The 25,882-nt window shown below is 42.7% G+C and carries 20 protein-coding genes and 2 riboswitches; of the genes, 4 read left to right on the forward strand and 16 right to left on the reverse strand.

All coding sequences use genetic code 11. The features are described 5' to 3' along the window. A riboswitch (SAM riboswitch) is annotated at positions 1-107 on the reverse strand. A 113-nt stretch (positions 108-220) separates the two neighbouring features. The 9 genes from OP489_RS07390 to OP489_RS07430 form a co-directional block, all read right to left on the reverse strand. Further along, the gene (locus OP489_RS07390) at positions 221-853 is read right to left on the reverse strand and encodes an ECF transporter S component (protein WP_266161298.1); all 633 of its coding nucleotides are present in this window, start codon (positions 851-853) and stop codon (positions 221-223) included. A gap of 87 nt (positions 854-940) precedes the next feature. Beyond that, positions 941-1,081: riboswitch (FMN riboswitch) on the reverse strand. A gap of 93 nt (positions 1,082-1,174) precedes the next feature. Then, a complete protein-coding gene (locus OP489_RS07395; protein ID WP_266161300.1) occupies positions 1,175-2,398 on the reverse strand; it encodes a CapA family protein in 1,224 nt (407 codons plus the stop codon). Positions 2,399-2,550: 152 nt separating this feature from the next. Further along, on the reverse strand, positions 2,551-3,753 hold the full coding sequence (tuf, locus tag OP489_RS07400; protein ID WP_266161301.1) for an elongation factor Tu: 1,203 nt from the start codon (positions 3,751-3,753) through the stop codon (positions 2,551-2,553). A 125-nt stretch (positions 3,754-3,878) separates the two neighbouring features. Next, positions 3,879-5,993 (reverse strand): elongation factor G, encoded by a 2,115-nt coding sequence (gene fusA, locus OP489_RS07405; RefSeq protein WP_266161302.1) that lies wholly within the window; start codon positions 5,991-5,993, stop codon positions 3,879-3,881. A 48-nt stretch (positions 5,994-6,041) separates the two neighbouring features. Beyond that, positions 6,042-6,512 carry a 30S ribosomal protein S7 gene (rpsG, locus tag OP489_RS07410; RefSeq protein WP_180340414.1) on the reverse strand — a complete coding sequence of 157 codons (471 nt, stop codon included), beginning with the start codon at positions 6,510-6,512 and terminating at the stop codon, positions 6,042-6,044. Positions 6,513-6,674: 162 nt separating this feature from the next. Further along, a complete protein-coding gene (rpsL, locus tag OP489_RS07415) occupies positions 6,675-7,106 on the reverse strand; it encodes a 30S ribosomal protein S12 (RefSeq protein ID WP_266161304.1) in 432 nt (143 codons plus the stop codon). A gap of 217 nt (positions 7,107-7,323) precedes the next feature. Continuing rightward, positions 7,324-10,860, reverse strand: a complete 3,537-nt coding sequence (gene rpoC / locus OP489_RS07420; protein ID WP_266161305.1) for a DNA-directed RNA polymerase subunit beta' — start codon at positions 10,858-10,860, stop codon at positions 7,324-7,326. A gap of 18 nt (positions 10,861-10,878) precedes the next feature. After that, on the reverse strand, positions 10,879-14,640 hold the full coding sequence (gene rpoB, locus OP489_RS07425) for a DNA-directed RNA polymerase subunit beta (RefSeq protein ID WP_266163499.1): 3,762 nt from the start codon (positions 14,638-14,640) through the stop codon (positions 10,879-10,881). Positions 14,641-15,032: 392 nt separating this feature from the next. Next, on the reverse strand, positions 15,033-15,650 hold the full coding sequence (locus OP489_RS07430; RefSeq protein ID WP_266161306.1) for a hypothetical protein: 618 nt from the start codon (positions 15,648-15,650) through the stop codon (positions 15,033-15,035). A 90-nt stretch (positions 15,651-15,740) separates the two neighbouring features. Between OP489_RS07430 and OP489_RS07435 the strand changes: the two genes are divergently transcribed. After that, positions 15,741-16,757, forward strand: a complete 1,017-nt coding sequence (locus tag OP489_RS07435; protein ID WP_266161307.1) for a glycoside hydrolase family 5 protein — start codon at positions 15,741-15,743, stop codon at positions 16,755-16,757. Here OP489_RS07435 and OP489_RS07440 read toward each other — a convergent pair. The 6 genes from OP489_RS07440 to OP489_RS07465 all read right to left on the reverse strand — a co-directional run bounded on the left by OP489_RS07440 (position 16,754) and on the right by OP489_RS07465 (position 23,289). Then, positions 16,754-17,998 carry an alginate O-acetyltransferase AlgX-related protein gene (locus tag OP489_RS07440; RefSeq protein ID WP_266161308.1) on the reverse strand — a complete coding sequence of 415 codons (1,245 nt, stop codon included), beginning with the start codon at positions 17,996-17,998 and terminating at the stop codon, positions 16,754-16,756. The two genes, OP489_RS07435 and OP489_RS07440, sit on opposite strands and share 4 nt — an antisense overlap. Positions 17,999-18,013: 15 nt before the next feature. Next, positions 18,014-19,504 carry an MBOAT family O-acyltransferase gene (locus OP489_RS07445; RefSeq protein ID WP_266161309.1) on the reverse strand — a complete coding sequence of 497 codons (1,491 nt, stop codon included), beginning with the start codon at positions 19,502-19,504 and terminating at the stop codon, positions 18,014-18,016. Continuing rightward, positions 19,501-20,691, reverse strand: a complete 1,191-nt coding sequence (locus OP489_RS07450) for a hypothetical protein (RefSeq protein WP_266161311.1) — start codon at positions 20,689-20,691, stop codon at positions 19,501-19,503. Before OP489_RS07450 ends, OP489_RS07445 begins: the two co-directional genes overlap by 4 nt. A 30-nt stretch (positions 20,692-20,721) precedes the next feature. Continuing rightward, positions 20,722-21,975: a PilZ domain-containing protein gene (locus OP489_RS07455; RefSeq protein WP_266161312.1), complete on the reverse strand. Its 1,254-nt coding sequence runs from the start codon at positions 21,973-21,975 to the stop codon at positions 20,722-20,724. Between the two features lie 67 nt (positions 21,976-22,042). Further along, positions 22,043-22,948, reverse strand: a complete 906-nt coding sequence (locus tag OP489_RS07460; RefSeq protein WP_416232441.1) for an IS3 family transposase — start codon at positions 22,946-22,948, stop codon at positions 22,043-22,045. Continuing rightward, entirely contained in the window at positions 22,948-23,289 is a 342-nt protein-coding gene (locus OP489_RS07465) for a transposase (protein WP_236875328.1), read from the reverse strand. Before OP489_RS07465 ends, OP489_RS07460 begins: the two co-directional genes overlap by 1 nt. Before the next feature lie 72 nt (positions 23,290-23,361). On the opposite strand from OP489_RS07465, the gene OP489_RS07470 reads away from it, so the two are divergent. The 3 genes from OP489_RS07470 to OP489_RS07480 are packed head-to-tail and all read left to right on the forward strand — an operon-like array spanning position 23,362 to position 25,305. Next, a complete protein-coding gene (locus OP489_RS07470) occupies positions 23,362-23,610 on the forward strand; it encodes a hypothetical protein (RefSeq protein ID WP_266161314.1) in 249 nt (82 codons plus the stop codon). Then, positions 23,603-24,364: a hypothetical protein gene (locus tag OP489_RS07475; protein ID WP_266161315.1), complete on the forward strand. Its 762-nt coding sequence runs from the start codon at positions 23,603-23,605 to the stop codon at positions 24,362-24,364. Before OP489_RS07470 ends, OP489_RS07475 begins: the two co-directional genes overlap by 8 nt. A 41-nt stretch (positions 24,365-24,405) precedes the next feature. Further along, positions 24,406-25,305 (forward strand): CPBP family intramembrane glutamic endopeptidase, encoded by a 900-nt coding sequence (locus OP489_RS07480; RefSeq protein WP_266161316.1) that lies wholly within the window; start codon positions 24,406-24,408, stop codon positions 25,303-25,305. Between the two features lie 127 nt (positions 25,306-25,432). Here the strand turns inward: OP489_RS07480 and OP489_RS07485 are convergent, their stop codons facing one another. Further along, positions 25,433-25,870: an RrF2 family transcriptional regulator gene (locus tag OP489_RS07485; protein ID WP_266161317.1), complete on the reverse strand. Its 438-nt coding sequence runs from the start codon at positions 25,868-25,870 to the stop codon at positions 25,433-25,435. Positions 25,871-25,882: the final 12 nt, after the last annotated feature.

Here is a 25,882-nt window from a genome sequence, read left to right on the forward strand (position 1 = left end):
GCCTCATCTTTCGGTCTCACCGCAGGAATTAGCACCTTACCGGATTTTTTCACCGGTAGGTTGTCGGGCATCATAGGGCCTGGTCCCTCCGCCACTCTTGATAAGGGGAAAATATTAAATTCTTGAATTGTGTACAGTATAGCATAGAGCTTATAGGCTGTAAAGGGACAAATATCATTGTCTGTCCAATTATCGGGGATTTCAGACAGAAACTGATTTTTTAGACTCTTCCATGAATCAAAGGACTAACCCGTTTATAAAGTAAAAGCGTCAAAATTGATGCCAAAACACCTTTGATCAGATTCAGCGGAGTCGTTGCAAAGAGCACCAAAGTCGGAACATCAATGATTGCATGGTTTACACTGGTACCCATTCCAACAATCGCTTCCATCGGCATATGGAATGCTGCAGCATAAGCCGGAAGTAAAAGAAAAGCATTTAAAAGTCCACCGACAACGGCCATCACTAAAATGCCAACTGTCATACCAACGACTGCATTTTTGCGGCTCTTATGGCATTTATAAATCATTGAAGCGGGGACGACAAGCCCGCATCCAATGATAAAATTCGCAAAATCACCAATTCCTGCGGTAGGAGTTCCCTTAATAACCAAATGCAAAATGACCTTTACTGCTTCAATAATTGCTGCAGCAACCGGCCCCATTGCAAATCCGCCAATCAGCACTGGAACTTCACTAAAGTCAATTTTATAAAAGGACGGCAAAAACGGAAGCGGCACTTCAAAATACATGATAATAAAGGCTAATGCAGAAAGCATTCCGATCATCGCAATTCTGCGAATATCCGTACTCTTACTCTTGTTGATCGTCGTTTCATTTGTAAAATTTGGCATAATTCTTTCTCTCCTCTGGAGATATGGAGGTTTTAAATTAAAAGAAGCCCACGAATACACAAAGGTACTCGGGGCTTAGCTTTCTTTCCATATCTTCTTCCATCCGGACTATACCGTCGGCTCTGGGCTCTCACCAGAATCCTGCGACTGACAAATCGCTCGCGGGCTTATCGGCACAAAGGCCGCATAACCGCCGGTGGGGAATCACACCCCGCCCCGAAGAATTCACGTGATTATTTTAACATACTATTCTATTGCTGTCAAGTCTGATTTTGACACTCTTTGGGAATACAGTAATCAACCTGTCATTTTGCGTATGAATCAGGTATTATCTTGATATTCCTTTGGAATAGACTGGTTGACAATTTTTTTAATAAAGTCCAATGAGAATCCTGACATAAACTGATTCACTCCATGCTTCTCTGCTAACTGCTCTGTATATTCACTCAGCGGATAGATACAAAGATTTTCTCGATCTCCCTCGTAATGTGTAACAATTGGTTTAAACTTCAGATCTGTCACGGTCGTTTTTGCTGTTGACAAATCTTTCGTGACAGTCACCGTTAAAAGACCACTGATTAATTCATTGATGTCTTCCTGTCCGGAAAGGAAATTACCGAACGCATACATGACCGGACATTGTGCTCCATCACTCTTTCTAGTCAGCACTTTAAGTTCCTGCAAGACATGCACATGGTTTCCAAAGATGATATCGGCACCCCAATCAACCATCTCCTGAGAAAGTGTTTTTTCATTATCGGAAAGCTTATAATCGTCTTCATTTCCCCAATGTGCATGCACTACAACTACATCTGCCATGGATTTTGCTTTCTGAATCAGCTGTTTTACCACATCGGTATCACTGGTATAAACGATCCTTAAAGGAGAATCAGAGGGAAGCTCATTGCCGTTTGTCATTTCGACAAATCCTAAAAAAGCAACCTTAATCCCATTTTTTTCGATTATCCGAATGTTTTGCAGATCATCCTCATTTCGATAGGCACCAGTTACCGGAATGTTTTTTGCCTGCCAATAATTAAGCGTTGCTTCAATTCCTTCTGGACCCATATCCAACATATGATTATTTCCTTGATTAATCAAATCAAAACCAGTATCAACCAAAGCATCGCCATCCTGGGTCGGCGTATTAAAGCACGGATACCCGCTCGGTTCATAAATAGATGTTGCAAGCGGCGTTTCTTGATTCAAAGTTGCAATATCTGCTGCACTGATATAAGGTTTCACTTTTTTATAATAGGGCCTAAAATCATAACCACCATCAGCTGTTTTTACATGCTCGTAAAGCGCCTCATGAATTAAATTATCACCCGCTCCTAAAATTGTCACAGATGTTGTCTTTGGAGCTTGTCCTTCCTGCGACGATACTACAGCATTTGTTTGAACTTCCGTCTGTACTGATTTCCCGTATCTATCAAAAGTAAAAAATAAAATTAACCCCAAACCCACTGCGGCTAAAATAACACTTGTCCGGAATAAAAGTGTCCGGCGCGGTAACCTACGCTTCTCTTTTCTCTGAACTTTCATGATATCCTGCTTTCTAAAAGTTTTTAAGATAATCTTTTATATTCTGCTCTTATTATACCATATTAAAGGGAAAATTATAGAAAAATCAAGGAATTACAAAAAAAGCCACAGCCAAAATGGCTGCGGCTTTTTCTCTTTAAACAAGCAAATAATTACTCGTTGATCTTAATAACAACACCGGAACCGACAGTATGGCCGCCTTCACGGATAGCGAAGCGGAGGCCTTCCTCGATTGCGATAGGAGTGATCAGTTCAACATCCATCTCGATGTGATCGCCAGGCATGCACATCTCAGTGCCTTCCGGCAGAGTGATAACACCGGTAACATCGGTGGTACGGAAATAGAACTGCGGACGATAGTTGTTGAAGAACGGAGTATGACGACCGCCTTCATCCTTGGTCAGGACGTAAACCTGAGCATGGAATTTGGTATGCGGATGAACGGTACCGGGCTTTGCCAGAACCTGGCCACGCTCGATCTCTTCACGCTGAATACCACGGAGCAGAACACCGATATTATCGCCGGCCTCTGCATAATCCAAAGTCTTACGGAACATTTCAAGGCCTGTAACAACAGACTTCTTGCGCTCAGTAGTAAGACCAATGATTTCAACTTCCTCGCCAATCTTAACACGACCACGCTCTACACGACCAGTTGCAACAGTGCCACGGCCGGTAATTGTGAAGACGTCTTCAACAGGCATCAAGAAAGGCATATCGGATTTACGGTCAGGAGTCGGGATATATTCATCGACTGCATCCATCAACTCATGAATGCACTTGTACTCAGGTGCATTTGTATCAGTAGAAGTAGACTCCAGAGCCTTCAGAGCGGAACCACGAATAATCGGGGTATCATCGCCCGGGAATTCATACTCGTTCAGCAGATCACGGATTTCCATCTCTACCAGATCGAGCAGCTCAGGATCATCAACCTGATCGCATTTATTCATGAAGACAACGATATAAGGCACACCAACCTGACGAGCGAGCAGAATATGCTCACGAGTCTGAGGCATCGGGCCATCAGCTGCAGAAACGACGAGGATTGCGCCATCCATCTGAGCAGCACCGGTGATCATGTTCTTAACGTAGTCAGCATGGCCCGGGCAGTCAACATGGGCGTAGTGACGCTTTGCAGTATGATACTCAACATGAGCAGTATTGATTGTAATACCACGCTCACGCTCTTCAGGAGCACTGTCGATGTTGGCATAATCCTTAAACTCAGCATCGCCTTCAAAGCTTAGTACCTTGGTAATTGCAGCTGTTAAAGTGGTCTTGCCGTGGTCAACATGGCCAATAGTACCAATGTTTACATGGGGCAGAGATCTGTCAAACTTTTCCTTTGCCATTGGAATTTTCCTCCTTTTGTATTAAACAAATTAATATCAAATTATAATGAACCTGTTGGTTCATATTTTAGCAAGAGTTCCGGAAAAAATCAAGTGTTTTCCGTACTTCTGTGCATGAAAGAAAATCAGTTGCTCTTTGTACGCTCGCTGATAATCTTTTCAGAAATATTCTTCGGAACTTCTGCATAATGATCCGGCTCCATAACGAACTGGCCACGGCCTTGTGTCTTGGAACGCATATCTGTTGCATATCCGAACATTTCAGACAATGGAACCATCGAATGAATCTGCTCAGCGCCGCCCATAGCATCCATACCGCCAATCATACCGCGGCGAGAGTTCAGGTCGCCGATCACGTCGCCCATATACTCTTCCGGAACAGTAACGGTTACTTTCATAATCGGTTCCAGGATGACCGGATCAGCCTTCTTCATTGCATCCTTAAACGCCATAGAACCGGCGATCTTAAATGCCATTTCAGAGGAGTCGACCTCATGATAAGAACCATCATACAGCTCAACCTTGACATCCACTACAGTATAGCCGGCAAGAACACCTGCCTGCATAGCGCCTTGGATACCTTGGTCAACAGCCGGAATATATTCCTTGGGGATAGAACCGCCAACAGTTGCATTGACAAATTCATAACCCTTTTCCGGGTTCGGATCGACTCTGATCTTAACATGACCATACTGGCCTTTACCACCGGACTGACGGACGTATTTGCATTCTACATCTGCATGCTTACGGATTGTTTCCTTATAAGCAACCTGCGGTTTGCCGATATTTGCTTCCACGTGAAATTCACGCAGCAAACGGTCAACAATAATCTCCAAATGAAGTTCGCCCATTCCTGCAATAATGGTCTGGCCGGTTTCTTCATCGGTATAAGCCTTAAAAGTAGGATCTTCTTCTGCCAGTTTGGCAAGAGCAATTCCCATCTTTTCCTGACCAGCTTTGGTCTTCGGCTCAATTGCGACACGGATAACAGGCTCCGGGAATTCCATGGATTCCAGAACGACCGGATGCTTCTCATCGCAGAGTGTATCACCGGTAGTCGTATTCTTTACGCCGATTGCCGCCGCAATATCACCAGCATAAACCTCATCGAGGTCCTGACGATGATTTGCATGCATCTGCAAAATACGGCCGATTCTCTCATCACAATCCTTTGTGGAATTATAAACGGTAGAACCAGTTGTCAACACACCGGAATAAACACGGATAAAGCAAAGCTTTCCGACGAAAGGATCCGTTGCAATCTTAAATGCCAGTGCGGAGAACGGCTCATCATCAGAAGAATGACGATCCTCTTCCTCACCAGTTTCAGGGTTTGTACCGCGGATAGCCGGAATATCGGTCGGAGCAGGCATAAACGCAACGATTGCATCCAGCAGCTTCTGCACGCCCTTATTCCGATAAGAAGTACCACAGGTAACCGGAACAAACTTATTTGCAATGGTTGCTTTACGAATGGTTGCCATGATTTCATCACGGGTAAGCTCTTCGCCATCCAGATATTTTTCCATCAGTGCATCATCTTGTTCAGCAACATGCTCGATCAGTGCTGTATGGTATTCCTGTGCTTTTTCCTTCATGTCGTCCGGAATTTCTTCCACACGCATATCCTTGCCCATATCATCATAATAGACATCGGCAGTCATATCGATCAGATCGATAATTCCGCGGAAGCTGTCCTCACTGCCAATCGGCAGCTGGATCGGCACAGCATTGCACTTTAAACGGCTCTTCATCATGTCAATTACATTGTAGAAATTGGCACCCATGATGTCCATTTTATTGACATATGCCATGCGGGGAACATGATACTCTTCAGCCTGACGCCAAACTGTTTCAGACTGAGGCTCAACGCCGCCCTTTGCGCAGAAAACGGTTACAGAACCGTCCAATACACGCAGGGAACGTTCAACTTCAACTGTAAAGTCAACGTGGCCGGGAGTATCAATAATATTGATTCGGTAATCACGGTTCTTATCCGGATCACCAAAATACTTGCTGTTCGTCCAGAAACAAGTTGTTGCGGCAGAAGTGATAGTAATGCCTCTCTCCTGCTCCTGAACCATCCAGTCCATGGTGGCTGCACCATCGTGCACCTCACCAATCTTATGATTCACGCCCGTGTAATACAGGATACGTTCGGTCGTGGTTGTTTTACCAGCATCAATATGAGCCATGATGCCGATATTACGAGTTTTTTCAAGTGATACCTGCCTGGGCATAGTTTCCTCCTTACTTCTACGATCAACAGAAACAGAGTGCTTCTACCATTACCATCTGTAATGTGCGAATGCTCTGTTTGCTTCGGCCATCTTGTGCGTATCATCGCGCTTCTTAGCCGCGCCGCCTGCACCGTTTACAGCATCGAGGATTTCTCCGGCAAGCCGTTCTCTCATCGTCCGCTCAGAACGCTGACGGGAATACGTTGTAATCCAGCGCAGACCCAAAGTCTGACGACGCTCGGGGCGAACCTCCATTGGGACCTGATAGGTAGCGCCGCCTACACGACGGGCCTTAACCTCTAACGAAGGCATTACATTCTCCATAGCCGCCTCAAAAACTTCGAGGGGCTCTTTACCCGTTTTGTCTTGAATAATCTCAAACGCACCATAAACGATCTTCTGGGCTACGCCCTTCTTACCGTCGATCATGATGTTGTTAACAAGGCGGGTGACTAACTTGGAATTATAAAGCGGATCGGGCAAAACATCACGTTTTGCGATATTACCTCTTCTTGGCACTTTACTTCCCTCCTTCACAAAAATGATATCATAGGTACTCGAAAAACAATTTCCGTTCGGCCAGCAAGAGACGTCTATAAAAACGCCGTAGTAGCAACCTTAAAAAGGATACTTTGCAGCCTAAGGTTCTTGTTATTTTGAAAGCACAGACTTCTGCAAGAATTATTTCTTCTTAGCAGCTCCGGCCTTCGGGCGTTTTGCACCGTATTTAGAACGGGCCTGCATACGCTTTTCCACACCCTGAGCATCCAAAGTACCGCGGATGATATGATAACGTACACCAGGCAGATCCTTAACACGACCGCCACGGATCATGACAACACTGTGCTCCTGCAGGTTATGACCAACACCAGGAATATAAGAGGTCACTTCCAAGCCGTTAGAAAGACGAACACGAGCAATTTTACGAAGTGCAGAGTTCGGCTTTTTCGGGGTAGAGGTCTTCACAGCGGTGCAGACACCACGTTTTTGGGGAGAATTCTGATCGATCGCAACGCGCTTCTTAGAGTTCCATCCCTTGAGCAGAGCCGGCGCTTTGGCCTTTTTTTCAACGACCGCACGTCCGGTATGAACCAGTTGGTTAAAAGTAGGCATTAATACACCTCCTCTCAAAAAAATAATTATATGCTAACCGGCAAAAGCCGGATAACAGCATCTAAACACACTGAAACCCACCCGGAAAATTTTCCTGAGGTGGGATAAAAATCAGTGTCGGTGATAAAAAAAGCATTCTCTTTTGCTAATTATTTGTAAAATCATCCAATTCTATTCTAAAAAATGCTAAAAATCACCACGAGTAAATATTATACAGCTAAATTGCATGGCTTGTCAAGCTCTGATCTTCATGTTGAACTTGGACATCCCGATAGCACTTCATGCCGGTACCGGCAGGGATCAGTTTACCAATGATAACGTTCTCCTTAAGACCTGTCAAATGATCGACCTTGCCCTTGATTGCAGCATCGGTCAAAACTCGAGTGGTCTCCTGGAAAGAAGCAGCTGAAAGGAAGGATTCCGTAGCAAGAGATGCCTTTGTGATACCGAGTAATACTGGGCTACAGGTAGCCTCTTTGAGCCCTTCTTCCCCAGTTGCAATTCGATCACGGACCTCCGCGTTGGCCTCTTTAAAGTTGCTCTTTTCCACAACGGATCCGGGCAGCAGAGTGGTGTCTCCAGAGTCTTCGACACGAACTTTCTTCATCATCTGACGAACAATTACCTCAATATGCTTATCGTTAATATCAACGCCCTGCATCCGGTAAACACGCTGAACTTCTTCAATCAGATAATCCTGCACTGCCTGTGTACCGCTGATTGCCAAAACATCATGCGGATTGACAGAACCTTCTGTCAGGCGTGTGCCCGCAGTGATTTGGTCTCCCTCATTAACGATGATTCTGGAACCAAACGGAATCAGATAGCTGCGGGATTCGCCCTTATCATTTGTGACCACCACATGGCGGTTCTTCTTGATATCTTCAAAAGTAATCTTGCCACCAATTTCAGCAATAATTGCCAAATGCTTTGGCCGACGTCCTTCGAACAGTTCCTCAACACGCGGAAGGCCTTGTGTAATATCTTCTGCACTGGCAACACCGCCGGTATGGAAGGTACGCATGGTCAACTGTGTGCCAGGTTCGCCGATAGACTGTGCCGCAACAATACCAACTGCTTCACCAACTGTCACTTCAGATCCTGTTGCCAGGTTCATACCATAGCACTTCTTGCAAACGCCATGCTTTGCGCAGCAGCCCAAAACAGAACGAATCTTAATTCTCTTGACACCACGGGATACAATCAGTTCCGCGTCGTCGACAGTCATCATCTTGTCTTTGGAAACAAGGACTTCTCCGGTCTTTTCATCTACAAAGTCTTCTACCAGATAGCGTCCCAAGAGACGCTCACTCAGAGGCTCAATAACTTCTTTGCCCTCTTTAATGTCGTAAACTTCAAGGCCATCGGTTGCGCCGCAGTCATCTTCATAAATAATGACATCCTGCGAAACATCAACCAAACGACGGGTAAGGTAGCCAGAGTCAGCGGTACGCAGAGCGGTATCAGCCAAACCTTTTCGAGCACCACGGGAAGAAATGAAGTATTCCAAGATATTCAAACCTTCACGATAGTTCGCACGAATTGGAATTTCAATTGTTTCACCGGACGTATTTGCAATCAATCCACGCATACCGGCGAGCTGACGAATCTGGCTCATAGAACCACGCGCGCCGGAGTCCGCCATCATAAAGATTGGATTGTAGCGATCCAAGTTTTTCTGCAAAGCATTCGAAACATCTTCGGTTGCCTGCCCCCAGATTTTCAGAACAGCTGCATGGCGTTCTTCGTTCGAGAGCATACCTTCTTTATACTGATCAGAAACAAGATCGATCTTATCTTCCGCTCCGGCGATAATCTCTTTCTTCTGCGGAGGAATTGTTGCATCACAAACAGCAACTGTAATTCCAGACAGTGCCGAATATTTATATCCCTGTGATTTAATGGAATCCAAAACCTCACTGGTATCAGCAGTTCCATGGATTCTAATGCAGCGCTCGATAATATTTCCAAGCTGCTTCTTGCCAACCAGAAAATCAATTTCAAATTTCAAAGCATTCTCGCGCTTTGTACGATCGATAAAGCCCAAATCCTGCGGAATCGGACGATTAAAGATAATCTTGCCGACCGTTGTATCCACCAATCCCGTAATGGTCTCTTCATGATAAACAACAGAGCGGCGAACTTTAATCTGTGCATGAAGGTCAATGACTTTATTGTCATAAGCCATAATTGCTTCATCGATATCTTTAAAGATTTTGCCTTCGCCCTTTTCGCCGTCACGGTCCAAGGTCAGCCAATAGGAACCCAACACCATATCCTGCGTCGGCACGGTAACCGGACGTCCGTCAGAAGGCTTCAAAAGGTTGCCGGCTGCCAGCATCAGGAAACGTGCTTCTGCCTGTGCCTCACTGGAAAGCGGAAGATGGACTGCCATCTGGTCGCCATCGAAGTCGGCGTTATAAGCCGTACATGCCAGCGGATGAAGTTTCATCGCACGGCCTTCTACCAAGACCGGTTCAAAAGCCTGAATACCTAAACGATGCAACGTAGGTGCACGGTTCAAAAGGACGGGATGATTCTTAATAACAATCTCCAGCGCATCCCAAACTTCCGGCTTTGCGCGTTCTACTGCTTTACGGGCAGCTTTAATATTTCCGGCAGCACCGGTTTCCACCAAGCGCTTCATTACAAAAGGCTTAAAGAGTTCCAATGCCATTTCCTTAGGCAGTCCGCACTGATACATTTTGAGTTCAGGACCAACCACGATAACGGAACGGCCGGAATAGTCAACACGTTTGCCAAGCAAGTTCTGGCGGAAACGTCCCTGTTTGCCTTTCAGCATATCAGAGAGAGATTTTAACGGGCGGTTGTTAGGGCCTGTGACCGGACGGCCGCGGCGACCGTTATCGATCAAAGCATCGACCGCTTCCTGCAACATACGCTTTTCGTTGCGTACGATAATATCCGGTGCAGAGAGTTCCAACAAACGCTTTAAGCGATTGTTTCGGTTAATGACACGGCGATACAGATCATTCAGATCAGAGGTTGCAAACCGTCCGCCGTCCAGCTGAACCATTGGGCGGATATCCGGTGGGATAACCGGAACCGCATCCAAGATCATCCATTCGGGGCGGTTACCGGAAAGACGAAATGCCTCAATGACTTCCAGACGTTTCAGAATCCGAATCCGTTTTTGGCCGGAAGCATTTGCAAGCTCATCCTTTAATTCCTGAGAAGTTGATTCCAAATCGACTTCTTCCAAAAGTTTTTTGATCGCTTCAGCACCCATACCGGCATCAAAATCATCTTCATATTTTTCGCGCAGATCCCGGTATTCTTTTTCTGTCAGAAGTTGTTTTTTCTGCAGTTCACGGACATTGCCCGGATCTGTTACGATATACATTGCAAAATAAAGCACTTTCTCCAACATACGGGGAGAAATATCCAAAACCAGTCCCATACGGGAAGGAATTCCTTTAAAATACCAAATATGTGATACAGGAGCCGCCAATTCAATATGGCCCATCCGTTCACGGCGAACCTTTGCTCTGGTAACTTCAACACCACAGCGGTCACAAATCTTGCCCTTATAACGAATCCGTTTATATTTTCCGCAATGGCATTCCCAGTCCTTCTGCGGCCCAAAAATACGCTCGCAAAACAGGCCGTCGCGTTCCGGCTTTAAAGTACGATAGTTGATCGTCTCAGGCTTTTTGACTTCACCATGCGACCATTCACGGATTTTTTCGGGAGAAGCCAGACCAATTTTAATCGATTCAAATTCACATTCCATACGCTACGGTTACCCCCTTCATTCTTTGTCGTCCGTCTTGTCGGCATTGCCGTCAAACTCGTCGTCATCCATTGTGTCGTCTTCGAAGTCATCGTCCTTTTCAAAGTCATCGCTGTCTTCGTTTTCATCCGACTTGCCGTCAAACAAGACATCTTCTGCGTCATCTACCGAGTAACCATCCAGGTCATCGGCAACATTCGGTTCATCAAAGCTCTTTTCCGCAGCAGAGAAACTAACATCGTCATCGTCGTCCTCAAAGCTCTTGAGATCGACTTCCTCCTGATTATGGTCAAGCAGCTTGACATCAAGGCCAAGGCTCTGCAGCTCTTTAATCAGCACCTTAAAGGATTCCGGAATGCCCGGTTTCGGGATATTCTGACCCTTTACGATTGCTTCATAAGTTTTAACACGACCGACCACATCATCGGATTTTACAGTCAAGATTTCCTGCAGAGTATAAGCGGCTCCATATGCTTCCAATGCCCAAACTTCCATCTCGCCGAAACGCTGACCGCCAAACTGTGCTTTGCCGCCCAGAGGCTGCTGCGTAACCAGTGAATATGGGCCGGTGGAACGTGCATGAATCTTATCATCGACCAGATGATGCAGCTTGAGGTAATACATGATTCCGACAGTGACCGGATTATCAAAATGTTCTCCTGTACGGCCATCACGAAGCATGATCTTGCCGTCTTCGCTCATTCCTGCTTCACGGAAGCACTCTCGGATATCCTCTTCATGTGCGCCATCAAAAACAGGCGTCATGATCTTCCATCCAAGAGCCTTTGCCGCCATTCCTAAATGGACCTCCAAGACCTGTCCGATATTCATACGGGAAGGAACGCCCAGAGGATTCAAAACAATATCCAGCGGTGTGCCGTCCGGCAGATACGGCATATCTTCTACCGGTAAAATTCTAGAAACAACGCCTTTATTACCATGACGGCCCGCCATTTTATCGCCTACGCTGATCTTACGTTTTTGAGCAATATAGCAGCGAACTACTTTATTGACTCCCGGGCTTAATTCGTCGTGGCTGTTTTCACGAGTAAAGACTTTTACATCTACAACAATTCCATATTCGCCATGCGGTACACGCAGAGAAGTATCTCTGACTTCTCTTGCTTTCTCGCCAAAGATTGCACGCAGCAAACGCTCTTCTGCGGTCAGCTCAGTTTCACCTTTCGGTGTTACCTTTCCGACCAGGATATCACCCGCACGTACCTCGGCACCTACACGGATAATTCCATCTTCGTCGAGATCTTTTAAAAGATCCTCATTGACGTTTGGAATATCACGAGTAATTTCTTCCGGCCCAAGCTTTGTATCACGTGCCTCGGTCTCATGCTCCTCAATATGAATGGAAGTGTAAACATCTTCGCGGACTACTTTTTCGCTGATCAATACAGCATCTTCGTAGTTGTAGCCTTCCCATGTCATAAAGCCGATCAGAGCATTTTTACCGAGCGAAATTTCGCCGTCTTTAGTAGCCGGTCCATCCGCCAGAACATCGCCCTTTTGGACTCGGTCATTTGCATTGACAACCGGAACCTGATTGATGCAAGTTCCCTGGTTGGAACGCATAAATTTAATAATATGATAAGAATCAAGTTTTCCGTCATCGGTAATGACTTCTACTCTATCCGCGCTGACACTCTTAACAACGCCTGCATGCTTTGCCAGTACACAGACGCCGCTATCAACACCGGCTTTATATTCCATACCGGTTCCAACGATTGGAGACTCCGTTGTAAGAAGCGGCACTGCCTGCCGCTGCATGTTGGAGCCCATCAATGCACGGTTGGCATCATCATTCTCCAAGAATGGGATCATCGCTGTTGCTACAGAAACAACCATTCGCGGAGAAACGTCCATATAATCCGCTTTTTCAGCTTCCACTTCTACAAACTGATCGCGGTAACGGCCGTTGACCTTTGAATGGAGAAAATGTCCATCTTTATCCAGCGGCTCATTTGCCTGTGCGACGATAAAATCATCTTCCACATCAGCTGTCATATAGACAACATCTCTCGTAACAACACCGGTCTTTTTATCGACTTTCCGGAAAGGAGCTTCGATAAAACCATATTCATTAATCCGGGCAAAAGTTGCCAGATAAGAAATCAGACCGATGTTCGGGCCTTCAGGCGTCTCAATTGGGCACATACGGCCATAATGCGTATAGTGAACATCACGAACTTCGAATCCTGCACGGTCACGGGATAGACCTCCAGGTCCCAAAGCAGAAAGACGACGTTTATGCGTCAGTTCTGCCAGTGGGTTTGTCTGGTCCATAAACTGAGACAGCGGAGAAGATCCAAAGAACTCCTTGATAGCGGAAGTTACCGGGCGAATATTGATCAGGGAATGCGGAGTCAAAACTTCGAGTTCCTGTGCCTGCAGAGTCATACGTTCACGAATGACTCTCTCCAAACGAGAGAAACCAATTCGGAACTGATTCTGCAGCAATTCGCCGACTGAACGGATTCGACGGTTGCCCAAATGATCAATATCATCTGTGGTACCGAGTCCAATCGCCAAGCAGTTCATATAATTAATCGTTGCAAAAATATCATCAATAATGATATGCTTCGGGATTAACTCATCAATTCTGCTGCGAATTGCATCTTTGAGATCGTCCCCAGTTACGCCGGATTCCAGAATCTCATTGAGAATTGTAAAGCGAACACGTTCATTTACGCCGCATTCCTCTTTCGCATCAAAATCGACAAATTTCTGAATATCGACCATCCCGTTAGAAAGGACTTTGACTTCCTTCTCGTTGACTGTTACACAAACACAGGAAACCCCTGCGTCATCCATCTCATGGGCAAGTTCCATATTGACAACAGTGCCCGCTTCAGCCATCAGCTCTCCTGTAGAAGGATTCACCACGGGTTGGCTCAAAGTCTGGCCGACAATACGACCGGCAAGATTTAATTTTTTATTGTATTTATAGCGTCCTACACGGGAAAGATCATATCGACGATCATCAAAGAACAGGCCGTTCAAATGAGCCTGTGCGCTCTCGATGGTTGGCGGCTCACTCGGACGAAGCTTTTTATAAATCTCAAAAAGAGCTTCTTCTGTGTTCTTACAAGGGTCTTTCTCGATTGTAGCGTGCATCCGATCATCGTCACCGAAATAATCATAAATTTCTTGATCGGTTCCGAGGCCCAACGCCCGGATAAGAATTGTTACCGGAAGTTTGCGGTTTTTATCGATCCGCACATAAAAAACATCATTCGCGTCATTTTCATATTCCAACCATGCGCCACGATTCGGAATCACTGTAGAACTAAAAAGTTCTTTACCGGTTTTATCGTACTCCATCTTATAGTAGACGCCCGGAGAACGAACCAACTGAGAAACGATTACACGTTCAGCACCATTGATTACAAAAGTGCCGCCCTCTGTCATCAGCGGGAAATCGCCCATAAAGACGTCGGATTCCTTGATTTCTCCGCTCTCTTTATTGAGCAGCCTGGCGGTCACATGCAAAGGCGCCGCATAAGTGGCATCGCGCTCTTTACACTCTTCCACGGAATAGTTTGGTTTATCGGTATCCAGATGATAGTCGATAAAATCCAAAACCAGATTTCCCGTGTAGTCGGTAATGCCCGAAACATCTTTAAAGACTTCCTTGAGGCCTTCATCCAGAAACCACTGATAAGAATTTTTCTGGATTTCGATCAGGTTGGGCATTTCCAAGACTTCGTCAATCTTGGAAAAACTCATCCGGACATTTTTTCCTACCTTAACCGGTTTGACATTCACCATTGGCAGAATCACTCCATTCATGTATTTGCCACTTTCTGGCATTTGAAACGAAAGCGTCTTATTTTAAATCTCTTGCACCACTCTTTGTAATCCAACGAATTACTCTTGCCTTTTTACAAAGAACATGATAATATAAATAAGTAATCGAATAGGCACACTTATCTATGATGATGCAGTATATTATTTTATAACAAGTTAAAAGAATTGTCAAGGAAATCCAATGATTTCTCTTGACTTTTTATTTTTTACGTGCTAATAGGGCTTGCTATCTGTAAAAAACGGACAGCAAGCCCTATTATTTTACCTTATCCCAATCAACAAGACCATTCATCAATCTTCATCAATGCAGGTCACAGTCTACTGATCGATCCCATTTTTCATTCTGCTCCTCTTTAATGGTTGTCCGGATTTTTTCCATAAAGCTGAAGCAAAAGTTTTTGGCTAAACTCAAGTTCTATTTTTAATTTTTGGTTCTCTTGTATTTTCTGCGCAAGCTCTTTTCGTAAGCGATTCAGCTCTTTTGTCATCTCTTCTGACTGATTCGGAACTACAACGGAATTTTTTTCTAAAACATCTTGTTTCTGTGACTCTCTCTTGAGTTTCAAATTTAGAATGCTTTTCTTGTTTAAGGTACTTTCCTTGCTCGGAATGTTTTTCTCGTTTAGAGCGCTTTCTTTTGAGCTCGTTTCAATCGGAAAATTTTGTCGCAGAGGAGCAGGAGATAAATCGTTTTTAAAAGGAATCCGGTATTCCTTTTTTTCTGTCTGACGTTTTGCTTGATCCGTTTGATTGGATTCCAAATGCAAATTTTTATCCAACTTTTTCTGTACTGTCTTTGGCTGTGAAATACTGACAATACGGCAGTCTGGGGTCACTTTGTAGAACCCTTCCGGCAGCTTCATTTGTTCCCGTATCGAAACTTGTTTTAAGGGCTGTAATTCCTGCACTCTTTCTGTATCTTCCGACATTTTCTCCAAATCTAAATTCTTTGCAATGATTTCTTCACGCATAAAACAAATTTCTCCTTTAAAAGATTGTTTCTTTGGAATTTTCCGGATATAATAATTGGTAAATGTATAAAATCATAAGGAGGGCATGCCATGAAACGGCTCTCACTATTTTTATTTGCTTCTGTCTTCTGCTTCTTTCTTCTTGCTGGATGTTCTACACAAACCACTGAAAAAGCAGAGCCTCCTGTACTAACAAAATGTATTAATATTGGAAATTGTCTAGAGGCTCCAAAAGGAGTCAGTTGGGATGTTCCCATGAACCCGTCTTACTTTTCTCTGATAAAAAAGGCAGGATTTCAATGTGTACGTCTACCAGTGCGTTTTTCCGACTATGCAGATAAAAGCCGTCCGGATTATCTTTTGGATGAATCTTTCTTAAAAAAGATTGACTCTTATATCAACGAAGCACTCAGTCAAAATCTAACTTTGGTTCTGGATTTGCATCACTTTATGGAAATCATGGACAAACCTAACGATAACATTAATTGTTTAATTGCGATTTGGGATCAACTCTCACGGCGATACAAAGATTATCCAAATGCGCTTGTTTTTGAGCTGCTTAATGAGCCACAAGGAAATTTGGACAGTGCAACTTGGAACAGCTATTTACAAAGAATTGTTCAAACGATTCGCAAAAACGACACCAAGCATTACTTAATCGTCGGCGGTGCAAACTACAATTCCATTGATTCTCTTTCAGCACTGGAACTACCAAAAGATGATCGTTTAATTGCAACCGTCCACTACTATGAACCGAATAATGTCACATTTCAAGGGGATCCTTATCACGCAGGGTTTGAGAACCTCCATGATATCACATGGACCGGAACAAACGAAGTAACTGCTTATCTGAAAATGCGATTGGAAACCGCCAAAAAATGGGCCGATGCACACAATGTTCCTCTCTTCCTGGGGGAGTTTGGAATCAGCCGTGAAGCGCCTGCACAAACGAGGGTAGCTTGGACCAACGCAGTTGTTCAGGAATGTGAAAAATCGGGAATCAGCTACGGATACTGGGAATTTGCTTCCGGATTTGGGATCTATGACCTGAGCACTTCCTCTTGGAATACCAATATGCTGAACGCATTAGTTGGAAGCGGTTCTTAATGGGCAGCCTGCAAACCATCATCCGAATAGAACGTAAAGAAATCCGTTGTTAAATTCTGCGGAGAAAAGCTGACAAAAACGTCATCAAAATGATATTGATCAATGACATCCTGGATATTTCCGCCATAGTAGCGCGGATCGATCATATAGACTTTCGAACAGCCCAGCGAAAAGAACGATGCCACTGGTACCATCAGAGAATCCTTAATAAACAAAACTTTTTTCCCATCCGGATGATCAAAATTGGTAATTTCCACAAAGCCCGGATTTCCATCCATATAAGTAAAATATTTATCGCACTCGGCATCATAAATATCTCCGCCCGAAAGCATAGAAGTAAAGCAGACCGATTGCTCAAAACGCCCGTTGGCTGTGATTGCCTGATTACTTCCCTGTGCATAAAAGAAATAATTGGTATCAAATTTGGGATAAATAAAATCAAAATCTTCCGCTCCAGAATACAGAATTCCTTCCTTACGTCCCATTGACCCCAGATATGAATTTTTATAAATAATTTGATTGTAATTATTGATATCTGTATAATAGGCTTTATTTGGAAACCCAAAATCATACTTCTCGTCTACAACATCTGCAAAACTTTTAAACGCATTAAAAGCAGTTTGAACCTTCCAATGATGATCTGTCCGATAAAAGCTGTCTTGCGTATAAGTTCCATTTTCTTTCATAACTTCCCGAAAGTCCAATGTGTCAATCTGGTGGCTGCGCATTTCATCCAAAAACAAGTCTGCCGTTTCGTTCGCGTAATTGTAGGGAATTCCCTTTTCGAACTTGGTAACTCCTTCAATATATTTATCAGGCGTCATTACATACATCACATGGCTGCCTACCGACTCGGCGTCCTTTTTTAATCGTTCCATTCTCTCTGAAATCGTCTGAACATCATTGGGGCCTGTCGTAAAATAGGTATAATGCAGGGAGCCGTCTTCTGCTTTTACGACTTCAAAGTTATTAACTTCTTTTTTATCCATCAGCTTTTGCAAATATCCATAAGTTTCAATAAATCCATATTTTCCAAACACTTCTGTACTAGCAGTATTATTAAGATTGGTGACTAAATTTGAAAAGGTCTGTGGTTTTTCAGAAGTACTTGATGTTTGGTAGTCACTGACATCTTTTTGCAAAGAAGGAAACACTGTCTGAATGTTTAAAATAGCCATCACAAAAAGGAGCGTCACGAACAAGGCCGCTGTCACTGTTTTTTTCGTAAAAAAATGTTTCATTAACCTCGGCTCCTTTCAAAATTGAAAATAAATAAAGGGATTATAACTTCCTTTTACCAGATAAGATACACATACAATGAACAATAAAATCATTCCAACCGGGTACAGAATTTCCATAACCCGATGAAAGGGAGCCTCCATATAGACGGATTTTTCGTCATAGGGAGGTTCTTTTGAAATACGGCGTTCGGTAAGAATTCCCTTGGCCAAAAACTGATTGACAATTCCGACAACAGGCATAGAAAAGGCTGTACAAAGAACAAAAAACACCCAAAATTCTTTTAGGAACATAGAAGCATAATCATTCCAAAAACCATTTTGGACAAAGTTAAACATGCTCTGAATATAATTCACTGCTTTCGGAAGGGAATCTGAGCGGAACAACACCCACCCTAACACAATGACTAAAAGCGCATAAATATGGCGAACAGCATTTGGAACCTTCATCTTTTCGAAATGGAAAACTCTTTCCCATGCAATACAGACAAAGTTCAGAATTCCCCACGCCAAAAAAGTCCAGTTTGCGCCATGCCAGATTCCTGTTGCAATCCATACCACTACAAGATTTCGAATCACCTTGTCCTGATTGCGCATCCGTGATCCCCCAAGCGGAATATAAAGATAATCGCGAAACCATGCGCCCAATGTAATATGCCATCTTCTCCAGAACTCGCCGATAGATTTAGAAATGTAAGGATACCAAAAATTTCGCGGCAACTGAAAACCGAACATCAGTCCAAGTCCAATGGCCATATCGGAATACCCCGAAAAATCAAAATAGATTTGGAAGGTATATGCAATTGCCCCCATCCATGCCAATCCAACCGGCAAAGTTTCCATCTGTTGCAGAGAAAAAATCCGATCTGCCACGATTGCCATATTATTGGCCAAAAGGACCTTTTTCCCGAGCCCCACTAAAAAGAAACAAACACCGGAAGAAAACTTTTGTATGGTTTCTTTGCGACCATAAATCTGAGGCTCAAAATCCGTATATTTGGTAATTGGTCCCTGCGTTAACTTCGGAAAAAAAGAAAGATACAGTGCAAAATTCAGCGGATTCTTTTGAACCCCAACACTTCCTCTATAAACATCAATTCCATAAGAAATCGCTTGAAAGGTAAAAAACGAAATTCCAACAGGCAATGCAAAAGTAAATTGTGCTACATCAATTGGTGAAGTCATAAAATAATTGATTGTCTGAACGGCGGACGAAAGATATTTAAAGACAAAAAGCAATCCTAAATTAAAGAGAATAGATAAAGTTAAGAAAAAGATTTTACGTCCTTTGGATTTTTTTGCAGAGTCAATCAAAAGTCCGAAAACATAATTAATTAAAATGGAAAGAATTAAAATTCCAATATTTTTTGGTTCGCCAAAGGCATAAAACGCTAAACTGCAGACCAGCAAAATAATATTTTTGAACGTGATGGAAAAGGAAAACAAATAATATAACAGTAATGACGCCGGGAGGAAATAAAATAAAAAGGATAAGCTAGAAAAACTCACAATTTCTCCTCCTTTTTATTCCGATGAAAGTTTCTTTCATATTCTTCTCTTATCGAATAATAATTACGATTGGAAATTTCAAACCAATGTGAAATCAACGCTGCCAATAAAAGAAAGGCAGTTAAAATTCCTCCCTGAATCCAGGTGAATGAATGGCCAAGCCATTGATAAAGAGGAGGTAAAATAGTACCGACTTCGGATGGATCCGGAACGAGGACTCCGGAATCCTGTGAATTCTCATGGACCAGTTGAACTTGCAGCTTCCCAGCATTTAAACTTTGCTCTGTTTTTGCATAAATGGTAACTTCGGATGCAGTACAGTCACTACTGATTTCTAATTGCCCTTCTTTTGTGATCGTAATCCCTGTATCTGTGCCGGATAAAAAAAACTCTGGAGTCTGATCCTGCGGCTTCATATTCAAATCAGTCACAGATGCCTGATAATTTTTTATAAGACTGCCCGTATGCGGAACTGTTATCTGCGTATCTCCAGAAGGCGTAATAAAATAATACTGCCCTCTCATTGCAGCCTCACTATTCTTTAAAAACTCAATTTTTCCGATCGTATAAGAAATAATCTGATACTCAGATTCAACTGCGGTAACGCCCCACGATTGGATCTGTGTAAGCGAAACCCGCCGGCCATCTTCGGTAAGCAACTGTGAAAAAGGAGCATACAGCGTCCCACTAAAATCTCCTGGAACCATCAATGTTCCATTCTCCGGGTAAAGGATGCTTGCTGTTTCTGTTTTATCATCCGGCTGCAAAATTGCAAAAGACTGATCGAGTAAAGACACGCTGACAGTCTTGCTGATCGTCAGGGTGAGATTCATTTTTAATTCAGTATCTTGATTGTTTTCTACATGAAATCGAATCCCATCATACGCCGAAACATTTCGCCTCGTATCATCATAAAGATAAGACGAATAGTATCCCTTTTTAAGATTGGTGCTGTCTGCTGTAACCGTAGTCTTTGTTGACTCCTCTTCTCCTGTCGTATCGACCGTAACATCTGCACCGTCATTCCAAGACTTTATCTGTTCCGGCACAATCTGCACTGCATTGCTATCCTTTGAAGCAGCTGATACGGGGATTGTAAGAAATGACAGCAACAAGCAGATCGAAAGTCCGATCGCCCAAAACAAACTTTTCCTATATTTTGTTTTTATAAATCCATTCTGCTTCACAAAGCACCCCATAATCCACCTTGAAAATTTTTAGTTTAAGTATTGCAGTTCATCAAAGACTTCATAACGATTTAGTGTAGTGTCAATTTGCTTTCTGTAATTTTTCTCCTGAGCTCTATCTTGACGGCAGTCTGTAATCCATGTACTTAAAAGTGTTCGAAAAGCAGCGCTGCTCATTAGCTCTGCAAGATTGTCCACTCGATAAGAAGCTTCATGTTTCGAAATTTCCTCCTGCAAGCTGCACTCAAAAACGACTCCTTCTTCCGAAAAAGAAAGCTTCTGTAAAGCCACCTCTTTAGAGGGATTCCAAAGAACCAACGACTCATAATCAAAAGTCGCCAGCACAAGTTTTCGTCCATCTTTCGTGGTAACCGTATGATCAAGTTCCACAAAAGGAAGTTTTTTGCTTGTGAAATTCTTCTTCGACTTTTTGCGGTACTCAATATTCAAAGCAAGGTCATCCATTGTACTTAGGCCGTTCTCCATCGTTCTTGGAAGCGTCGGATCCCGATCATAAACAATTTGCATCATTTGCCTTTTATTTGGTTCCGTAATTTTTTGCATAGAAATTCCATATTTCCATTTTGAACCGATCTGCATAACATTGGCTACTTTTCCGCTCCACTCTGTTTCGTTCCGATCAGTGGCAAGCCGAATTGTTATTTCTTCCTCCGGTGGAATGTATTCGGGGAAATCGAAGACAAGAGAAATTCCGTTCTCTGAAATATCGTAAGTATGGGTTCGGAGCAGCTTGTTGTCATACGCCACCAAACAGCCAATATTTGCCTGGAATCGTTCAAATTCACGATGTTTCCGTCTTCCGTAAATAAAAAAGACAGACATCAATAAATAATACAAATTCACTGAAAGCCAAAACAGAATCAAAAGATATGACGGCATGGCCAAGGTAAGAAGAAGATGGAGGCATCGTACCCATCCAATCCCATCTAAAGCCAAAAGGACAAGCAAGGTAATCGATGTTTTAAAAGAATACCCAAAATCGCTGGATTTCAGTTTTTCTTTACTGTCCTTTTTCGTCACTTCAAATTTCTTCTGCGAAATTCCAAGAGATTCTTTTAAAACCGGTAAAAAGAGAGCCGGTACCAAAGCCGTTTCATAAATATTTGTAATACGGGTGTTTCGAATATTTCCAGATAAACAATTAAGCGTATAGTGATTCAGCAAATACATTGGCAGCCAAAAGACCAAAACTTCTCCTAAGGTACATTTAACAACGATTAGGTCAAACACAGCATACAAAATTGGAGACAAAATATAAATCATTCGCTTAATTGGGCTGTACTGATATTGTCAATATTGGTTTACACTTTTTTCTCAAGAATGTTCGACCTTATGCTGCCTCCTGCAATGAATCATAGTACTGCTGTCGCTTAACCATCGGAGGTAAGCCACCGTTAGCTGAACAGATTCGCCGGTTATTCCAATAGCCGATGAAGTATCTCCAAATAAGAGTTTTTAACTGTTCTACTGTCATTGAGCTGGTATCGTAACGTCCATAAAGTAATTCCTCTTTGAATCTTGCCCACATACTTTCACATCTGGCATTGTCATGGCATCTGCCACCGGCACTGTTCATGCTTTGAAGAATGCCATATTTGTTGATTGCCTTACGATATAACCCGCTGGTATACTGCGTACCTCTGTCACTGTGAAGAATAGCTCCCCTAAGCATAGGATAGGCTCTATAAGCGTTATCTAAGGTTTGTTCACAAAGGGGAGCTTTCATATTTGTATCCATGGCAAGACCCAATACCGCTAAATCGTAGCAGTCAAAGATGGCTGAAACATACAGTTTTCCATCAGAAGCTTTTATTTCAGTCATATCAGTAATACATTTTTTTAGAAGTTTTTCAGCAGTGAAGTCACGTTTTATTAAATCATCTGATTTCCGGGCTTCTTTGTCAGCTTTAGTAATACCATTAGGCTTGCGTTTTGGTTTGTGATTAAGACCAATTTCGTCCATGACACGATAAACAGTTCTCTCGCCGGGAATGTGTATACCCTCCGGCTGTTTGAGTTGTAATGCCTGATACATACGGATTCTTCCATAAGTGTCATTACATTCATCCTCACTACAAATATCAAGCATTGTATCTACCAATTCCTGATATTTCCATGGAGCATCCTTTGCTTTTAGGTATTTATTGAATGCTTGTCTGGAAACATGAAGCACTCTGCAATAAAAAGAAATTTTGCCCTTAATCTCGCCGTCATCAGTTTTGGTTGCAATAAACATCAGTCTCTGTTTTTTGCTGACTTCCGACGGCTGGCTGCGAAAAAAGCACTGGCTTCTTCGAGAAATTCATTTTCTTCTTTTAAACGACGGATTTCCTTATCCTGCTCTTTAATGCGCTTTTTGAGTTCGATAAGCTCATCGTTAAGAGATAAGGCATTCTTAGGCGTATGAACCGCGTCATTTGCGCTGAGACGACCTTCTTTGAAGGCTTTTATCCAGGTGTACATAGTACCCTTGGGAATCCCTAATTCGTTAGCTGCTTTATGCCCACCAATTTCCTGAGCAAGTTTTACAGCTTGTGCTTTAAATTCATTGTCATAAGATTTTTGATTTTGTGCCATAGGTTGTTTCTCCTGTTCTCGTATTGATTATGATTATATATCAAAGTCCTTGAGAATAGGGTGTCAACTTTTATGATACAACATCATTCCTGTGAGCATCTCATTCAGAACAGCTATCAGGTAAGTGGACCATCCCAATTGGTTGACCGTTTCTGCTCGGAACAAAAAGTTCTGCAAATACAAACTCTCAGCGGCTTAAAAGCAGCTACTATTCTAGGATCGCAGCCACCCGCCTTAGAAGGGCTGACTTTTTCAAAAATTTCACTTTCCGAACTGGTTTTGGCTTTGACCGATCAGGAAGGAGGAATTTCTCATGCGTAAGTCCATCACTTTGGTCCCGTTTCAGGAAAGAAAATCATTTACCGGTCTTTTTCGATATGTACTTCATTTCATTTGGATTCCAATGGTGATTTTTTACGGCTATCTAGGAATGGTCATTTTATCAAGTCTGCATGATCGTCATCTCAGCTGCGAACTAAATACCGCATTCTGTCTGTTGATTACGGCAATCGTGCTGCGTGATCATTCTTTTCGCATGCCGACAGTTCTAGGGATTTCTCGGAAAACCCAAAATCTCGCTTACTGCGCAGCTTTTGCCGTTTTTGCAGCTGTTTTCGCCCTGACCGATACTTTTTTAGACTGGGTTTTATCCCTCAACGGACAGTATATCTCATTTTTCACGATGTGCCAGCAGAGCGACAGTGTTTCCGCCGGAATGACGTTACTGGAACAGCAAATGACATCGCCTTATGAAGAGATCGTATCCGCACCGTTTTTTGTGCCTGCACTGATTCCGATTGCTTTTCTCTGGCGGTTTGCTTTCTATTGGGCATTTCTTTTGCTGGGGAATTTTTACGGAAGCCTATTATATCGAATCGGTTGGATATGGGCAGTCTTGCTCTTCATATTATGTTTTGTCAAATTTTCTTCTTTTTCTTTCATTTTCGCATTAGTTCCCGTATTCCTTACACCGATGCATACTTGGTTTTTTATCCCCTGTGCAATCGGCACGTTTGCCTTTCTCATTTATATTTCTCATTTGCTTACCCATCATCTATCGATCAAAGCAACATGACTTCATTCTAAGTCATCGCACTTTATGTGAGGTGCAGTTTTATGAATCAGAAAACGAATTTGACTTTAGAGCAAAGTTCCAATCGAATTGCAATTATTTTGTTAATTAACATCTTGGGACAAAATCTTTTAGCAAAGATCTTTCCTGTTTCTTCTTTTAATATTGACCAGTATCTTTATGCGACAATTTTAAACGGTTGTATTTTCATGATTGCTTCTCAACTCTTATTAAAGACTTCAGTCAAAAAGGTAATCAAGCATCAAAAAAAGAGTCGTTTTTCTTTGATTGAAAATATTTTATGGATATTTTTTACGGTCTCTTTAAACTTTTCAGGCTGTGCTTTATATTCACGGCGAGACGCACCCCCCATAAACGTGCATCTATCACAGATATGGCTCTTTCTTTTATTAGCAGTTTTCACAGGATTCTATGAGGAATTTATATTCAGAGGTGTCTTTTTAGAAAATCTATGCAAAAGCAGCGGAAAAGTTTTTGCTGTTATATGGACGACTGTTTTATTTAGTTTCATGCATGGAACACAATTTCCTGCACCTTTAATTTTGGGGATTACAATGGGATGTCTCTATGTAATGAGTGGAAATTTACTGTTGCCGATTGCAGCTCATAGTATAAATGATTGGTTTGGATATTTGTTGACACCATTTGGAAACTTCTTATTCCCACAAAAAGCACCTGATGAAGTACAGCTAATTCTTAAATGGAGCTGCTTTGCAATTTTCCTTTTAACCACTTTATTACTTTTACTCTATTATCATTTTTATAAGCATATTTCATTTCACCCCATTAAAAAAACAAAAGAGATCCTAAAATCTATTAAAAGTCATAAAACATCCTATCAAAAATTCTCTGGAACTGCCTGTATGACTTTCTTTTTGTTTCTAATATTAGCTAATATTCTTAGTGATTTTAGTCATTTGTAATAACATAAAAAAAGGGTAAATTCATAAAATATTTAGCTGGGAAAGCCCATAAAAACGCCCTAAGCATTCGAGTAAGGATTTTCGTTCCTACCTGATTGCTTAGGGCGTTTTTTATAAAATCTTATTTTTAAACGTCGTCATCTTTTTGTGATGACAAATCGTCCGAACTGCAAATCTGTGCAAACGTATAACTGTCAAGCTTTTTTCTGACCATCTCAGTGATCTCATCGTAGACTTTATGAAACCGGCAATGTGCCCCACTGCCGCTGTGCGCACAACAATACTCATCCTGTTGGCATCGGCTGATCATATAAGGGCCCTCCACTGATTCCAGCACCTCACGCAAAGTGATTTGATCAGCAGGACGCGCCAGTGCATAACCGCCATGAGCCCCTTTGAATGAAACAATCAGTCCATCCGATACTAATTTTCGGAGAATCTTTAAGGCAAATCTCTGCGGAACGTGGGTATTTTCTGAAATGGAGCCGGCGTCTACTTTTCCATTTGTCTTGGTGAGCAATTCCATAATTCGAACTGCATAATCCGTCTCTAAAGTCATGACCATAGCCGCCATCTC

This window comes from Caproicibacterium sp. BJN0003 (genome assembly GCF_026314295.1).
Taxonomy (GTDB): Bacteria; Bacillota; Clostridia; order Oscillospirales; family Acutalibacteraceae; genus Caproicibacterium.

Excerpts from the sequence above, each read along its gene's own strand:
- OP489_RS07390 (WP_266161298.1), bottom strand. The coding sequence starts at position 853 with ATGCCAAATTTTACAAATGAAACGACGATCAACAAGAGTAAGAGTACG.
- OP489_RS07395 (WP_266161300.1), bottom strand. The coding sequence starts at position 2,398 with ATGAAAGTTCAGAGAAAAGAGAAGCGTAGGTTACCGCGCCGGACACTT.
- tuf (WP_266161301.1), bottom strand. The coding sequence starts at position 3,753 with ATGGCAAAGGAAAAGTTTGACAGATCTCTGCCCCATGTAAACATTGGT.
- fusA (WP_266161302.1), bottom strand. The coding sequence starts at position 5,993 with ATGCCCAGGCAGGTATCACTTGAAAAAACTCGTAATATCGGCATCATG.
- rpsL (WP_266161304.1), bottom strand. The coding sequence starts at position 7,106 with ATGCCTACTTTTAACCAACTGGTTCATACCGGACGTGCGGTCGTTGAA.
- rpoC (WP_266161305.1), bottom strand. The coding sequence starts at position 10,860 with ATGGAATGTGAATTTGAATCGATTAAAATTGGTCTGGCTTCTCCCGAA.
- rpoB (WP_266163499.1), bottom strand. The coding sequence starts at position 14,640 with ATGGTGAATGTCAAACCGGTTAAGGTAGGAAAAAATGTCCGGATGAGT.
- OP489_RS07430 (WP_266161306.1), bottom strand. The coding sequence starts at position 15,650 with ATGCGTGAAGAAATCATTGCAAAGAATTTAGATTTGGAGAAAATGTCG.
- OP489_RS07435 (WP_266161307.1), top strand. The coding sequence starts at position 15,741 with ATGAAACGGCTCTCACTATTTTTATTTGCTTCTGTCTTCTGCTTCTTT.
- OP489_RS07440 (WP_266161308.1), bottom strand. The coding sequence starts at position 17,998 with ATGAAACATTTTTTTACGAAAAAAACAGTGACAGCGGCCTTGTTCGTG.
- OP489_RS07455 (WP_266161312.1), bottom strand. The coding sequence starts at position 21,975 with ATGATTTATATTTTGTCTCCAATTTTGTATGCTGTGTTTGACCTAATC.
- OP489_RS07460 (WP_416232441.1), bottom strand. The coding sequence starts at position 22,948 with ATGTTTATTGCAACCAAAACTGATGACGGCGAGATTAAGGGCAAAATT.
- OP489_RS07465 (WP_236875328.1), bottom strand. The coding sequence starts at position 23,289 with ATGGCACAAAATCAAAAATCTTATGACAATGAATTTAAAGCACAAGCT.
- OP489_RS07470 (WP_266161314.1), top strand. The coding sequence starts at position 23,362 with ATGATACAACATCATTCCTGTGAGCATCTCATTCAGAACAGCTATCAG.
- OP489_RS07475 (WP_266161315.1), top strand. The coding sequence starts at position 23,603 with ATGCGTAAGTCCATCACTTTGGTCCCGTTTCAGGAAAGAAAATCATTT.
- OP489_RS07480 (WP_266161316.1), top strand. The coding sequence starts at position 24,406 with ATGAATCAGAAAACGAATTTGACTTTAGAGCAAAGTTCCAATCGAATT.
- OP489_RS07485 (WP_266161317.1), bottom strand. The coding sequence starts at position 25,870 with ATGGTCATGACTTTAGAGACGGATTATGCAGTTCGAATTATGGAATTG.